12 protein-coding genes are annotated in these 13981 nt (G+C 67.1%); 8 read left to right on the top strand and 4 right to left on the bottom strand.

The features are described from left to right. Nucleotides 1-135: 135 nt before the first annotated feature. The 6 genes from CEJ42_RS08810 (at nt 136) to CEJ42_RS08785 (ending at nt 7506) form a co-directional block, all read left to right on the top strand. Entirely contained in the window at nt 136-1599 is a 1464-nt protein-coding gene (locus tag CEJ42_RS08810; protein WP_088750671.1) for an MFS transporter, read from the top strand. Further along, entirely contained in the window at nt 1596-3116 is a 1521-nt protein-coding gene (locus CEJ42_RS08805) for an FGGY family carbohydrate kinase (protein ID WP_088750670.1), read from the top strand. Before CEJ42_RS08810 ends, CEJ42_RS08805 begins: the two co-directional genes overlap by 4 nt. An 18-nt stretch (nt 3117-3134) precedes the next feature. Further along, on the top strand, nt 3135-4823 hold the full coding sequence (locus CEJ42_RS08800) for a glycerol-3-phosphate dehydrogenase/oxidase (RefSeq protein ID WP_088750669.1): 1689 nt from the start codon (nt 3135-3137) through the stop codon (nt 4821-4823). Further along, nucleotides 4820-6370 (top strand): FAD-binding oxidoreductase, encoded by a 1551-nt coding sequence (locus tag CEJ42_RS08795; RefSeq protein ID WP_079214736.1) that lies wholly within the window; start codon nt 4820-4822, stop codon nt 6368-6370. The genes CEJ42_RS08800 and CEJ42_RS08795 overlap by 4 nt, the downstream gene beginning before the upstream one ends. Nucleotides 6371-6397: 27 nt before the next feature. Continuing rightward, entirely contained in the window at nt 6398-6994 is a 597-nt protein-coding gene (locus CEJ42_RS08790; RefSeq protein ID WP_079214735.1) for a glycerol-3-phosphate responsive antiterminator, read from the top strand. Between the two features lie 209 nt (nt 6995-7203). Further along, on the top strand, nt 7204-7506 hold the full coding sequence (locus CEJ42_RS08785; protein ID WP_088750668.1) for a putative quinol monooxygenase: 303 nt from the start codon (nt 7204-7206) through the stop codon (nt 7504-7506). Between the two features lie 15 nt (nt 7507-7521). Here the strand turns inward: CEJ42_RS08785 and CEJ42_RS08780 are convergent, their stop codons facing one another. Continuing rightward, nucleotides 7522-10044: a DUF3141 domain-containing protein gene (locus tag CEJ42_RS08780; RefSeq protein ID WP_088750667.1), complete on the bottom strand. Its 2523-nt coding sequence runs from the start codon at nt 10042-10044 to the stop codon at nt 7522-7524. Between the two features lie 130 nt (nt 10045-10174). Between CEJ42_RS08780 and CEJ42_RS08775 the strand changes: the two genes are divergently transcribed. Further along, a complete protein-coding gene (locus CEJ42_RS08775; RefSeq protein ID WP_079214732.1) occupies nt 10175-11047 on the top strand; it encodes an HDOD domain-containing protein in 873 nt (290 codons plus the stop codon). An 11-nt stretch (nt 11048-11058) separates the two neighbouring features. Beyond that, nucleotides 11059-11289 carry a hypothetical protein gene (locus CEJ42_RS08770; protein WP_088750666.1) on the top strand — a complete coding sequence of 77 codons (231 nt, stop codon included), beginning with the start codon at nt 11059-11061 and terminating at the stop codon, nt 11287-11289. A gap of 13 nt (nt 11290-11302) precedes the next feature. Here the strand turns inward: CEJ42_RS08770 and CEJ42_RS08765 are convergent, their stop codons facing one another. The 3 genes from CEJ42_RS08765 to CEJ42_RS08755 all read right to left on the bottom strand — a co-directional run bounded on the left by CEJ42_RS08765 (nt 11303) and on the right by CEJ42_RS08755 (nt 13951). Next, nucleotides 11303-11599, bottom strand: coding sequence for an FmdB family zinc ribbon protein (locus CEJ42_RS08765; protein ID WP_088750665.1), 297 nt, complete (start codon nt 11597-11599; stop codon nt 11303-11305). An 83-nt stretch (nt 11600-11682) separates the two neighbouring features. Next, complete coding sequence (fmdA, locus tag CEJ42_RS08760) at nt 11683-12861, bottom strand: formamidase (protein ID WP_088750664.1); 1179 nt, start codon at nt 12859-12861, stop codon at nt 11683-11685. A 67-nt stretch (nt 12862-12928) separates the two neighbouring features. Next, nucleotides 12929-13951, bottom strand: a complete 1023-nt coding sequence (locus CEJ42_RS08755) for an aliphatic amidase (RefSeq protein ID WP_088750663.1) — start codon at nt 13949-13951, stop codon at nt 12929-12931. Nucleotides 13952-13981: the final 30 nt, after the last annotated feature.

Raw genomic sequence — 13981 nt, 5'->3', positions numbered from 1 at the left:
CGACTTGTGTTGACAGGCCCCGCGCGGCCCTCATAGAATCGCCGGGCAGATTCAGATAAGAGACCATCTGTAGGATGGTCTCGTCACGCGTGCAGCTTGCTGCGGCCTCTTACAGAACAACATAAGGAGACCGCTGTGCAAACTGCTGCCGTCAAGCTTCGTGGCATCGACGATGTCATCGCCTTCATAGATTCCTGTCCTGGTATTCGCGGCCGCGCCGGCCTTGTCTGGTGGCTCGCCCTGGGCGGACTGTTCCTCGACGCGTTTTCCAATTCGGCGCTCAGCGCGGGCCTGGCCCCGATGACGCGCAACCTGCAGCTCACGCCGGCCCAGGTCGCGCTGCTGACGTCGTTCGCCTCGTGGGTGGCGATCGCCTTCAATCCCATCGGTGGCTGGATGGCCGACCGCTGGGGCCGTGTGCGCCCGCTGATCCTGGCCAAGGTGCTGGCGGTGGCCGGCGCGTTGCTGGTGGTGTTCGCGCCGGACTTCCAGGTCATCCTGGCCGGCCGCTTCTTCGCCGGCGCCGCCTACGGCATCGACTTCGCCATCGCCATGGCGGTGCTGGCCGAGTTCACGCCGGTCAAGCTCAAGAGCCGCCTCAACACCTGGCAAGGCATGTGGTACACCGCCGTGTGCACCAACCTGCTGCTGGCGATGATGTTCTACTCATGGGACGTGGGCGACACCATCTGGCGCTATTCGGTGGGCGCCATCGCCGTGTTCGGCCTGGCCATCCTGGCGCTGCAGTTGATGTTCCTGATCGAGAGCCCGACCTGGCTGGCCCGCAAGGAAAGGCTGGAAGACGCGGCCGCCGCCATGACCCGCATCTACGGCCGCGACTTCGTCGCCGCGCCGCACGCCGAGCGCATCCCGGTCACCAACATGGCGCGCCGCGGCCTGGCCAACGTGCTGCTGATCTTCCGCGGCGTCTACCTGCCGCGCACCATCCTGGCCGCCACCGTGCAGATCGGGCAATCGATCCAGTACTTCGCCATCGGCTGGTACCTGCCGCTGATCAGCGCCGCGCTGTTCGGCAAGGACTTCATCTACTCCACCATCGGCGCGCTGGTGTTCAACGTCTTCGGCATCTTCGGCGGTTTCCTCTCGCCGCTGATCGGCCGCAAGCTGGGCTTGCGGCGCGCCTCGGCGTTCGGTTTCGCGGCGGTGTTCCTGATGCTGCTGGTGCTGGGCCTGTTCAACGGCAAGATGCCGTTGTGGGTCGCGGTGATCGTGCCGTCGCTGTTCATCCTGTTCCACTCCGGCGGCCCCGGCGCCAACGGCAAGAGCCTGTCTTCGCTGTCCTTCCGCAGCGAGCTGCGCGCCGGCGCCAACGGCATCATCGGCGCGCTCGGCTCCATCGGCGCGGCGCTTGGCCTGCTGGTGTTCCCGCTGTTCCGGGCGCAGTACGGCCTGGAAACCACTTTCCTGATCCTCTCCGTGGTCCCGCTGGTGGCCAGCATCATCTGCTTCTCCATCCGCTGGGATCCGACCCGCACCACCATCAACCCGGACAATGAAAGCGGCGCCCCGCAATTCAAGGACGACCGCGGCGACCAGCCCGCCTTCATGACCCCGGCCATCGACAAGAGCCAACCATGATGAAAAAGGAAGTCATCCTCGCCATCGACGAGGGCACCTCGGGCACGCGCGCGGCGGTCGTCGCCGCCGACGGACATGTGTCCTGCCTGCAGTACGAAGTGCTGCAGGCGGACTCGCCGCGCCCCGGCGTGGTCGAGCAGGACGCCAACGCCCTGCTGGAAAAAACCATCGCCGTCTGCCGCGCCACGCTGCGCCAGGCGCAGGAGGAACACCTCCACGTCGCGGCGCTGGCCATCGCCACCCAGCGCGCCACCGCCGTGCTGTGGGACACCTCGACCGGCCGCGCGCTGGTGCCGGCCATGGTGTGGCAGGACACCCGCTATGCCGCCGAACTGGACCAGCTGGCGCCGCAGTGGAATCCGCGCCTGCGCCACAGCGTGGGCCGCCCCTGCGGCGTACGCTCGCCCTACCTGTGGGCGGCGCGCCACCTGCGCGACACGCCCGCCGTGGGGCAAGCCTGGGAACAGGGCCGGCTGGCCTTCGGCACGGTCGACACCTGGCTGCTCTGGCACCTCTCCGACCGGCGCGCGGCCTTCACCACGCCCACCAACGCCACCTCCTGCAACGCCTATGAGCTGGCCCAGCACCGCTACCAGCTCGACTGGATCGACGCGCTGGGCTTCCCGCGCGCGCTGCTGCCGGAACTGCGCCAGGATGCCGACGACTTCGGCCGCACGCGCTCCGACCTGCTGGGCATCGATGTCCCCATCCTGGCCTGCGCCGGCGACCAGCTCTCCGGCGCCATCGGGCTGGGCTGCCTGGACGCCGGCCAGTCCATGTGCCTGCATGGCACCGGCAGCTTCGTCGACCTGCTGGTCGGGCCGCGCCTGCCCGCGCGCAGCGGCCAGTCCGACAGCACGCTGACCATGACGGCGCGGCGCCAGGGCGGCGTCTCGCACTTCTCGGTCGAGACCTTCGTCGCCACCACCGGCTCGCTGCTGAACTGGGTCTGCGACAAGCTGCGCTGGTTCGACAACGCCCGCCACATCAGCGCGCTGGCCGCCACCGTGCCATCCTCGCGCGGGGTCACCTTCATCCCGGCGCTGACCGGACTGCGCGTGCCGCAGATGCAACCGGACGCGCGCGCCGCGCTCAACGGCGTGTCCATGGCCACCACCCAGGCCGAGATCGCCTACGCCATCCTCGAAGGCATCGCCCATTCGGTCGCGTCCTGCATCGAAGCCAACCGCGAGCTGGCGGCGGTGCCGGTCTCCACGCTCACCGTGGGCGGCGGCCTCTCGGGCAGCGACGTGCTGCTGCAGATGCAGGCCGACCTGACCGGCATCCCCATCCAGCGCATGAAAGAGACCGACCGCGCCAGCCTGCGGGGCATCGCCTACCTGGCCGGCTCCTCCGGCCTGTTGTGGGATTCCATGCAGGAGGCGCGCGCCACCGCCAAGATCGACACCGTCTTCGAACCCCGCATCGGCGAAGACGAACGCGCGCAAAAGCGCGGACTGTGGCACGCCCGGATCGCCTCCGAGCTGCGCCACGCGCAGCAATTCGCAACGCACTGAGCCGGAGAAACACAAGACATGATTGCATTACCCGCATTTTCATTCGGCCGCGCCGCCCGCCAGCGCGCCGCCATGGCCAGCACCGATCCGTTGCGCTTGTCGCGCCGCGAGCAGCTGGACCGGCTGGAGGCCGACAGCTTCGACATCCTGGTCGTCGGCGGCGGCATCACCGGCGCCTATGCCGCGCTTGACGCCAGCCTGCGCGGCTACCGCGTGGCGCTGGTGGAGAAGAGCGACTTCGCCTCCGGCACCTCGTCCAAGTCTTCCAAGATGGTGCACGGCGGCCTGCGCTACATCGAGCAGGGCAACCTCGGGCTGGTGCGCCATTCGCTGCTGGAGCGCCAGCGCCTGCGCCGCAACGCGCGCCATCTGGTGCAGCGCCTGCCCTTCCTGTTCCCGGTCATGGAGCGCGACGGCGTGTTCGACAAGCGCCTGGCCAAGGCCTTCGACAGCCTGCTGTGGACCTACGACCTGGCCGGCGGCTGGCGCGAGGGCATCCTGCACCAGAAGCTGACCAAGGCCGAGGTGCTCTCGCACTGCCCCACCTTCAACGAAGAGCACCTGACCGGCGGCTTCATGTACTTCGACGCCCGCGTCGACGACGCCCGCCTCACGCTCACCGTGGCCCGCACCGCCGCCTTCCACGGCGCGGCCGTGACCAATCACGCGCGGGTGGAAGAGATCACCCGCGACGCCGGCGGCAAGGTCGACGGCGCCATCGTCCATGCCGACGGCCGCGAGATCCGCGTGCGCGCGGCGGCCGTGATCATGGCCACCGGCGTCTGGCTGCGCGACTGGAGCGGACGTCGCAAGGGCGAAGAAAAAGCCTTCCACGTGCGTCCCGCCAAGGGCGTGCACGTGGCCATCCCCTGGATCAAGATCCGCAACGACTGCACCGTCACCATCCCGGTGCCGGGCCGCAGCCGGCGCGCCACCATCACGCGCTGGGGCAACGTCTCCTACCTCGGCACCACCGACGAGGACTACGACGGCGACCTCGACGACGTCATGTGCACCCGGCGCGAACTCGACTTCCTGCTCGAAGGCGCGCGCTCGGCGCTCAGGACCGACCTGCAGCCCGAAGACGTGGTCGGCAGCATCGCCGGCTGCCGGCCGCTGGTGGCGCCGCCCGGCGGCAAGACGCTGGAGATCAGCCGCGACCACGAGATCCATACCGCGCCCGACGGCCTGGTCACCATCGTCGGCGGCAAGCTCACCACCTCGCGCCACATGGCCGAGCAGACGGTAGACGCCGTCCAGAAGGTACTGGGACGGCGCGCGCGCTGCAGCACCAAGTCGGCCTACCTGCTGGGCGCGGCCGGCTACGACCCGGAAGCCATCGTGGCCTCCGGCGGCATGTCGGCGCACCTGGGCGAGCGCTACGGCACCGAGGCGCGCTTCGTCAGCGACATCATGCAGGCCGACCCGGCGCTGTCGCGCCCGCTGATCGAAGGCCTGCCCTACACCGAAGCCGAGATCGTCTATGCGGTGCGCCACGAGCTGGCCGGCACCGTCGACGACGTGCTCTCGCGGCGCACCCGCGCGCGCCTGATGGCGCGCGACGCCTCGGCCCAGGCCGCCCCGCGCGTGGCGCAGATACTTCAGGCCGAGCTGGGAATTTCCCCGCACGACGCCGCCATCCAGGTCGACGCCTATCAGCGTTCGATCGCTCTTGAAAAATCCGTTCTTATGGGAGACACAGCATGATCAGCAAAGAAGCCATCAAACGCGGCTACAACCGCGGCAACTACATCGTCGGCGCGCACACCCCGCCCGCCTTCGCCGCCGCCATCAAGGAGACGCCCGACGCGCCGGGCCTGCAGCGCGACGCCGTGCTGCCGGCCGACGCCACCATCGCCGCGCTGCGCGCGGCCGCCGACGACGTCATGACCGCCACCTCCGACGTGGTGGCGTGGACGCGCGACTGGTGGGCCGGCTCCATGATGACCGAGACCGCCGGCAAGCCGGCCACCCCGCGCGCGGTGATCGTGCGCGTGTCCACGGTGGAGCAGGTGCAGGCCGTCATGCGCATCGCCCATGCCGGCGGCATCCCGCTGACCGTGTCGGCCGGCCGCAGCAACGTCACCGGCGCCGCGCTGCCGGTGCGCGGCGGCATCGTGCTGGACGTTTGCGGGCTGAACCGCATGCTCGGTTTCGACCGCGACAGCCAGATCGTGGAAGTGGAAGCCGGCATGTTCGGCGACATCTTCGAAGAAACCATCCAGAAGGAATACGGCATGACCATGGGCCACTGGCCCTCGTCCTACGCCATCAGCACCGTGGGCGGCTGGATCGCCTGCCGCGGCGCCGGCCAGCTCTCGACCCGCTACGGCAAGATCGAAGACATGGTGTTCGGCATGGACGTGGTGCTGGCCGACGGCCGCCTGGTGACCGTCGGCGGCTACTCGCGCGCCGCGCTGGGCCCCGACCTGCAACAGATGTTCATCGGCTCCGAAGGCATGCTGGGCGTGATCGTGCGCGCCCGCTTCAAGCTGCATCGCCTGCCCGACTACGGCCGCGCCATCGCCTACGGCTTCAAGAGCTTCGCCGTCGGCCTGGAAGCCTGCCGCCAGATCATGCAGAACGGCGCCAACCCGGCCGCGCTGCGCCTGTACGACGAGCTGGAAAGCGGCGTGCAGTTCAGCCTGCCGCAGAGCAACGTGCTGCTGATCGCCGACGAAGGCCCGCGCGAAATGGTCGACGCCGTCATGAGCATCAGCGAGCGCGTGTGCGCGCAGCTGGGCGAGAAGCTGGACGGCGAGGCCATCTTCGAGCGCTGGCTCGACACCCGCTACCTGACCGGCAAGAGCGCCGAAGGCTTCAAGCGCAGCCCCGGTTTCGTCGCCGACACGCTGGAAATGTCCGGCCCCTGGCGCGACCTGCCGGCGATCTACGACGATGTGGTCAAGGCCATCAACGCGGTGCCCGGCACGCTGGCGGGTTCGGCCCACCAGTCGCATGCTTATGTGGACGGCGCCTGCCTGTATTTCTCGCTGCGCGGGGAAGTCGCGGTGGAAGACCGCCAGAAGTGGTATCGCCAGGCCTGGGACGCCGCCAACGCGGTACTGATCCGCTACAATGCGGCGCTGAGCCACCACCACGGCATCGGCCTCTTGCGCGCGCCTTACATGGAAGCCTCGCTGAACACGGCCTTCCCCCTGCTGGCGACGGTGAAGCAGGCGCTGGACCCCAAAAACATACTCAACCCCGGGAAGCTCGGCCTCACCGACGCGCTCCCGCACGAGTCGACATAATCAACCCAGACGAGACGAAACAAGCAGATGGACAAGTCCCTCGGTGCGCGGCTGACGCGCCACCCGGTCATCGCGACCCTGTACGGCACCGACCAGCTGGAGGCCTTCATCGCCAGCGCGGCGGAGGTTTCCATCGTGGCCAACGTCGACCTGCGCAAGCTGCAGCCGGTGATCGCCACGCTGACCAGGGCGGGCAAGTACGCCATCGTCAACATTGATAGCTGCGAAGGCCTGTCGCAGGACAAGGGCGGCGTGGAGTACCTGGCCGACATCGGGGTGACCAGCCTGGTCTCGACCCGCGTGGCCACCATCCAGCGCGCCAACCGCGCCGGCATGGTGAGCATGCAGAAGGTATTCGTGACCGACCGCTCGACCTGGCCGCGCAGCGTCAAGGCGCTGGAACAGAGCGATCCCAACCTGGTGCAGCTGATGCCGGCCCCGATGCTGGCCCACCTGCACGAGGGCGACCGCCAGCTGCTGCCGCCCATCGTGGCCTCGGGTTTCGTCTGCAATGAGGAGAACGCGCGTACCGCCATCGCCCACGGGGCGGTGGCGATCTCCACCAGCGACCGGGCGATGTGGGACCTTGAAGCCAAGGTCCTGAAGAAACCCGCCAAGGCGTGACGTCCCCGGCCCCGGGACGAATACGGTTCAGTTAAACGTGACGATTTAACCCGTCATCCTGACGACAGTCAGGATCCAGTGGCTTTCGTGGCGTATGGATGGACGCTGAACGACGCCGGCCCCTGACCTTCGTCAGGATGACGGCGATAGTTCCAGCTCAGTGGAACGACATTACGGCCTTTGGCCGACATTTTTTTTACGGAGCAATCATGACCACACCCTATTTCCAGGTCATCGCCCATTACCATGCCAAGGCGGGCGAAGCCGGCAAGGTTCAGGCCTTGCTGAGCGAACTGGCGCAGGCTTCGCGCGGCGAACCCGCGAATCTTTACTACGACTTCTTCGTCTCCACCAGCGAGCCCGGCCACTTCGTGATCCTGGAACGCTATACCGATGCCGCCGGCTTCGAGGCGCACCGCAACTCGGAGCACTTCCAGCGCATCGGCTTCGGTCAGATCATCCCCTTGCTGGACAAGCGCGAGGTCAGCAGCTGCGTGGTGCCGGGCAACTGAGCTCTTCCGGCAACCTCAGGCGCCGCGCGCCTTCTTCGCGGGAGTGCGCGCCGGCGCCTTTGACGGTGCTTTCCTCGTTGCCGCTGTCTTGCCCGGCGCGTTTGGTGTTGCCTTCGTCTTTGCCGTTGCGGCCGTCGCGGTGACGGCCTTCTTCACCGGCGCTTTCTTCACCGGCACTTTCTTCGCCGGCGCCGGCTTCATCTCTGCCTTCTTCACCGGCGCCGACTTCGCCGTGGTCTTCCTCACCGGCTTCGCCGCCCGGCTCCCGCTGGCCGGCAAGCTGATCTCATCGGACTGCTCGCCGATGGCGGCGGTCAATCTGCGCGCCAGCGCGATCACCTTGTCCGGATCTACGCCCAGCGTGCCGATCAGGAACTCGATGATCTCCGAACGCGGATTGGCCAGCGTCGGCTCGATCATCATCACCGCCGCCGCCAGCGCCAGCGCGCGCTCGCGGGTGGCGGTGTCGGGCAGCATCTGTTCCAGCGCGTTGAGCGCCTCGACCGGCGCCACCGCGGTGATACGCGCCTGGTCCTTCAGCAGCTGCACCCAGTTGGTCTGCGGCGAAACGCTGGCGTGCATATTGGGCAACTGCGCCAACAGGCGCGCCAGGCGCAGGCTGCGACGCTCGAAGGCGCCGATGGAGACCATGCCGGCGATCACGATGCGGCACACGGCCTCGGCAAAGCCGCCCTCGTCGATCGACTCCAGCACCGCATCGCGATATTCGCCCAGCTCCTGCAATGCGCGCCGCTGCGCCACTTCGGCATCCGGCTCGCGCGGCGGCAGCCATGCTCCCAGGCCGTTGGCGCCGAAGAACTGGCGCGTCATCTTGACCGTGCGCGCATCGCGCTGGTCGCGGTAGGCGTTGAGCTCGTCGGTGATGCGCTGGGCCATGCGCTGCTCGAACTGTTTGAGCGGATGGTCCTGCGGTAGCTGCACGCGCTTGGCGCGCGCGTCGGCCGCCTGCTGGCGGATGAAAGCCGCGGCGGGATGGTTGTCCGAGAACAGCTTGCGCTGCATGCGCATCGCGTTGAATTGCATCAGCGCGCCCGCCGTCGCCGGCGTGGCGGCCATGCGCACCCAGGGGCGCAGCCAGGTCTTGTAGAGCCTGGAGTTGATCTCCGACCACTGGCTGATGGTGGAAAACACCGACTCTTCCTCGCGCCCCTCGGGATTGATCCTGCGGATGTCCTCCATCGTGCGGTGCTCGTAGTGCACGGTGTAGTCGCCCGGCTCCAGTTCATCCCAGCGCTGGGTTTCCTTGCCGTCCTTGCGCTCGAGTTTCATCTCGTAGAGGCCGGGCGGCAGGCTTTCGATCACGTCCAGCGAGCTCACCAGCTGGTCGTGCTCCTTCAGCGCCACCGAACCGCCCACGAAGATGCCCAGGTGGCCCACGCTCTCGTGCAGCACGTAGATGATGGTGCGGCCGGCGGCGGCGATGGCGCGCTCGTCGCCCCAGGCGTCGATGATCCAGTTCAGCGCCTGCGGCGGCGGCGTGATGTTGTCGCCCCAGGAGGCGAACACCACGATGGGCGAGGTGATGTCGCGCAGGTTGACCGGCGCGCCCTTGACCATCAGTTCGCCGCGCGCCAGCTTGTTGCCGACGAACAGGTTCTCGGTGATGGACTCGATCTCGGCCCCGGTCATGCGGAAGAAGCCGCCCCACCAGCGCTCGAACTCGAGGAAGCGCGGCGCCTCGGTGTCGACCGAGGACCAGAGGTTGTAGTACTTGTTCCAGAAGGTGTTGGCGGGATTGAGTTTCTCGAAGTTCTCCACCAGGTAGGCGCCGTCGAAACGGTCGGCGCCGAGGTCGGCCGCCAGCGAGGCCAGCCAGGTCCCGCCCAGCGTGGCGCCGCTGTAGCGCATCGGGTTCAGGGTCGAGCTGCCGGCCCAGTAGGAGGCCGGCGCGCCCACCATCATCAGCGGGCCGAAGAGCTCGGGGCGCACCGCGTCCAGCGTCATCATCGCCCAGCCGGCCTGGCAGTTGCCGATCACCACCGGCTTGGCCTTGCACTGCGGGTGGCGGCGGATCACTTCTTCCAGGAAGCTGGCCTCGGCATCCATCACCGAGGTCAGCGTCTGGCCGTCCTCCGGCTCGGGCCGGAAGGTGACGAAATACACGGTATGGCCGGCCTTCATCGCCATGCCCACCTCGGAGTCGAACTTGAAGCCGCCGATGCCCGGGCCATGGCCCGCGCGCGGATCGACCACCACCACCGGCCGCGCCTGCGGATCGACCGGCAGGCCCGGCGGCGGCTGCAGGCGCAGCAACGCGTAATTGCACGGCTGCGGCAGGTCGTGGCCGTCCACCACCAGCTCATGATCGAATTTCAACAGCGGCGGCGTGCCCTGCTCCAGGTGCTCGAGATAATCGTTGCCGCGATCCAACAGCGTATCCAGGAACAGGAAGGTGCGCTGCATGGAATCGGTCAGGTAGGCGTTGACGTCGCCCCATCCGGCGCCCGCCTGCTGCGCGGTTGCGGCTTCGGCGGCGTGCTCGGCGACGTGGTCGGCGGGTTTCTTGCGGCTTGCCATGTGCTCCCTCCCAGGGATGTTGGTCAGCTCCATGATACGGAGAAAGGCCACGGCAAATCGCACGATCTCTGCGACAATGGAACCGCATTTCCCGGTATTGACCATAAAACAATTGCACGGAGGAATCTTCATGGAGCTCAAGAGCCTGGTCGACCAACCCGGCAAGTTGCCGACCGTACCGAAGGTGGTCCAGCAACTGATTGCCAGCTTCAATTCCGAAGACGTCTCCTCCGCCGACATCGCGCGCCAGATCGCCGCCGACCCGGCGCTCTCGGCCAAGCTGCTGCGGCTGGCCAACTCCGCTTTCTTCCACGTCTCGCGCACCGTCGGCACGGTCGACGATGCGCTGCGCATGCTGGGTTTCGTGATGGTGCGCAACCTGGTGCTGGGCAACGGCATGGTGGCCGCCTTCAAGAACACCAAGGGCATGGACCTGCCGCAGTTCTGGCGCTACAACCTCTACACCGCGGTGGCCGCGCGCTGGCTGGCCATGCACGCCGGCGACCATGGCCAGGACAACGGCGACGCCGTCTTCACGGTCGGCATGATGCACGGCATCGGCCAGCTGCAGCTGCACGTGGTGGCGGCGGCCGAGGTGGCGCCGCTGGACAAGCAGGTCAATGTGCTCGACGCCGCCCGCGCCGACAAGGAAAAGGAACGCTGGGGCTTCCACTACGCCGACGTCTCGGCCGAGCTGGCGAAGATCTGGAATTTCCCCGACGCGCTGGCCTCGGCCCTGCGCGACATCCCCGATCCCATGGCCACCGGCAAGCTCGACCGCGCCGCCGCCTGGGTGCTCTTGGGCGCATGGATCGCCCGCGTGGAAGTCCTGAAGCTCGACGATGACGCCGCGCGCGCCTGCTATCCGGCGCAGGTGGCCAAGAAACTGGGCGTGGATCCGGCCTGGACGCCGTTGCTGGTCAAGCATGCGGCAGACAAGGCGGACCTGGCGATGCCGGCGCTGAAGGAATTGTCGGCCGGACTGGACGCCATGCTGGAATAAGGAGGCGGCCGATGGAGGCGCTCTTCGGATGCTTCGGCGCGCTGCTGCGCAGCCTGCTCTTCTACACCGTGTTCTATGCCATCGGCAACGTGGCGCTGAAGGTGCTCACGCTGGGCCGCTATCCGCGCCTGGACCACTTGCGCCGACACGCCCGGCAAGGCTTTCCCGAATTCGAGCTGGTGGCATTCGTCGGCCTGCTGTGCGTGATCGGGCTGGCCCTTCTGATCGCAAGGCTGGCCTGAGCACCGCGCCCGCTCAGGTCGCGCAGATGCTGCAGCTGTGTCCCTTGCAGTTGTGCAGCACGCTGCTGCGCGCCGCGCCCGCGTGCGCGCCCGGGCCGGCGGCGCCCTGCCCGGCCAGTTGCTCGGCGCCATTGCGCGGCCGCCAGCGTTCCCTCACCTGCAAGCCCACTCGCCCGCCCGTCAACAAGGGCGCGGCTGCAGTCTCCTGCTTGCAATAAGGACAAGCCACCTCGCCATGCAGCGCCTGCATGCTGAGGAACTTCTCAAAGATGCCTTCGCAGTGGCTGCAGCGGATATCGTACAGGGGCATTTGCCTCTCCTTATGTCGTTGCGGAAATGAACCACGGTCGCCGCGAATCCGGTTCGCCGGATCCGCGGGCGGCCATGTCGGCGCTAGCGCTTGCGCCCCCAGTAGGAGTCGTCGTTGAGCATGCCCTTGGGGGTGATGTCCTGGTCGAAGATCGAGGTCGGCAAGGCCACCGTGCAGGCGCAGTTGGGGATGTCGACGATGCCGCCGATGCGCCCTTCCACCGGAGCGGCGGTGAGCAGCATGTAGGCCTGGCTGCCGGTGTAGCCGAAGTGGGTCAGGTAGTCGATCGCCTTCAGGCAGGCCTGGCGGTAAGCCACCGTGGCGTCCAGGTAGTAGTTGGTGCCGTTCTCGACGCTGATGCCTTCGAACGTCAGCCACTGCTCATAATGCGGCTTGACGATGCTGGGCATGAAGATCGGCGAAGTGATGTTGTACTTCGCCATGCCACCCTTGATCAGGTCGAAGCCGACGTGGCTCACCCCATCCATCTCGATGGCGCCGCAGAAACCGATCTCGCCGTCGCCTTGCGAGAAATGCAGGTCGCCCATCGAGAAGCCGGCGCCCTTCACGTACACCGGGAAGAAGATACGCGTACCGGCCGACAGATCCTTGATGTCGGTGTTGCCGCCATGCTCGCGTGGAGGCACGGTACGCGCCGCGATCTTGGCCATCTCGTCGAACTTGGCGCCGGTCAGGCCGCGCAGCACCGCGGTGCCCGGATCGGGCGGCTTGGCAAGGCCCTTGGCCGCCAGCGGCGCCTCCCGGCGGTTCCATTCGGCCAGCAGGTCATGCGACGGCAGGCAACCCATCAGCCCCGGGTGAGTCAGGCCGGCGATACGCACGCCGGGAATGTGGCGCGAAGTGGCGTACAGACCTTTCAGGTCCCAGATCGCCTTGTCGGCCTCGGGGAAGTAGTCGGCCAGGAAACCGCCGCCGTTCTCCTTGGCGAACACGCCGGAGAAACCGACCGGCGTCACCGGCTTGATGTCCAGCAGGTCGATCACCAGCAGGTCGCCCGGTTCGGCGCCTTCGACGTGGAACGGGCCGGTCAACGGATGGGCGCGCGTCAGGTCGACATTTTTGACATCGGAGACGTCATCGGCGTCCTTGATCTGGGCGTCGAGGAAATCCAGCGATTCGATCAGTATCGATTCTCCCGGCTTGACCGACGCCAGGAACGGCAGGTCCGGGTGCCAGCGGTTGTGTCCGAGTTCAGGCTGCTCTGCCAGCGGTACGCCGGGCTTGATCTTGAAGTTTTGCATGCGATCTCCTTGGGGGTGTGGTTCGTGGTGTTGCTGCTTCTGGTGTGCTGTGCACCTGCCGGCAGGCTCATTGGGCTGGAATGCCCGGCACCGGGCACTCCGGCGTGCCGGCGCTCCGGCGCGTGATGGCCTCGGCCTGCTCGCGCGCGCCCTGTGGGTCGGTGACCCATGTCTTGTAGAAGTCGAACGGGCAGTCGGCCACGCCGGCCGGCGATTCGCCGGAATTGATCTTGCCGGTGTAGCCGCGGTGCAGCAGCTTGAAGAGATGGTTCTGCGACTGCCAGTTGCGGCGCGCGTCGCGGATTGCGCCCACCGACAGCTCGGCGTACTGGATGCCCATTTCCTCGGTGCCGCATTCGCCCAGCGTGCGACCGTCGAAGCCGACGATGGCCGAATGGCCGAAATAGGAATACACGCCGTCAAAGCCAGCCGCGTTGGCGACAGCGACGTAGACGTTGTTCATCCACGCCATCGCCTTGGCCACCAACACCTGCTGCTCTTTGGCCGGATACATGTAGCCCTGGCAGCGCACGATCAGTTCGGCGCCCTTCATGGCGCAGTCGCGCCAGATCTCTGGATAGTTACCGTCGTCGCAGATGATCAGGCTGATCTTCAAGCCCTTGGGGCCGTCGCAGACATAGGTGGCGTCGCCCGGATACCAGCCCTCGATCGGCGTCCACGGCATGATCTTGCGGTACTTCTGCACGATCTCGCCCTGGTCGTTGATCAGCACCAGCGTGTTGTATGGCGCCTTGCGTGGATGCTCTTCATGGCGCTCGCCGGTCAGCGAGAACACGCCCCACACGCCGGCGATGCGGCAAGCCTCGGAGAATATGCGGGTCTCATCTCCCGGCACGGCGGCGGCGGTCTCATACATCTCGGCCTCGTCGTACATGATCCCGTGGGTGGAATACTCGGGGAACACGACCAGGTCCAGCCCAGGCAGGCCCTGCTTCATGCCCACCAGCATGGCGGCGATCTTCCTGGCGTTGTCCAGCACTTCGCTGCGATTGTGCAGGCGCGGCATCTTGTAGTTGACCACCGCCACGCCGACGGCATCCTTGCTGCTCGATATGTCTCCATGCCTCATGGTTTCACTCCTTTGCAAAAGCTGCGGTAA

This window comes from Herbaspirillum robiniae (genome assembly GCF_002213415.1).
GTDB lineage: Bacteria > Pseudomonadota > Gammaproteobacteria > Burkholderiales > Burkholderiaceae_D > Herbaspirillum > Herbaspirillum robiniae.
This window is presented reverse-complemented; position numbering and strand designations above follow the sequence as displayed.

What these genes read in the sequence shown, in the direction of transcription:
- CEJ42_RS08800 (WP_088750669.1), top strand. Translation starts at nt 3,135, where the DNA reads ATGATTGCATTACCCGCATTTTCATTCGGCCGCGCCGCCCGCCAGCGC.
- CEJ42_RS08770 (WP_088750666.1), top strand. Translation starts at nt 11,059, where the DNA reads ATGGAGGCGCTCTTCGGATGCTTCGGCGCGCTGCTGCGCAGCCTGCTC.
- CEJ42_RS08795 (WP_079214736.1), top strand. Translation starts at nt 4,820, where the DNA reads ATGATCAGCAAAGAAGCCATCAAACGCGGCTACAACCGCGGCAACTAC.
- CEJ42_RS08765 (WP_088750665.1), bottom strand. Translation starts at nt 11,599, where the DNA reads ATGCCCCTGTACGATATCCGCTGCAGCCACTGCGAAGGCATCTTTGAG.
- CEJ42_RS08755 (WP_088750663.1), bottom strand. Translation starts at nt 13,951, where the DNA reads ATGAGGCATGGAGACATATCGAGCAGCAAGGATGCCGTCGGCGTGGCG.
- CEJ42_RS08780 (WP_088750667.1), bottom strand. Translation starts at nt 10,044, where the DNA reads ATGGCAAGCCGCAAGAAACCCGCCGACCACGTCGCCGAGCACGCCGCC.
- CEJ42_RS08785 (WP_088750668.1), top strand. Translation starts at nt 7,204, where the DNA reads ATGACCACACCCTATTTCCAGGTCATCGCCCATTACCATGCCAAGGCG.
- fmdA (WP_088750664.1), bottom strand. Translation starts at nt 12,861, where the DNA reads ATGCAAAACTTCAAGATCAAGCCCGGCGTACCGCTGGCAGAGCAGCCT.
- CEJ42_RS08805 (WP_088750670.1), top strand. Translation starts at nt 1,596, where the DNA reads ATGATGAAAAAGGAAGTCATCCTCGCCATCGACGAGGGCACCTCGGGC.
- CEJ42_RS08790 (WP_079214735.1), top strand. Translation starts at nt 6,398, where the DNA reads ATGGACAAGTCCCTCGGTGCGCGGCTGACGCGCCACCCGGTCATCGCG.
- CEJ42_RS08775 (WP_079214732.1), top strand. Translation starts at nt 10,175, where the DNA reads ATGGAGCTCAAGAGCCTGGTCGACCAACCCGGCAAGTTGCCGACCGTA.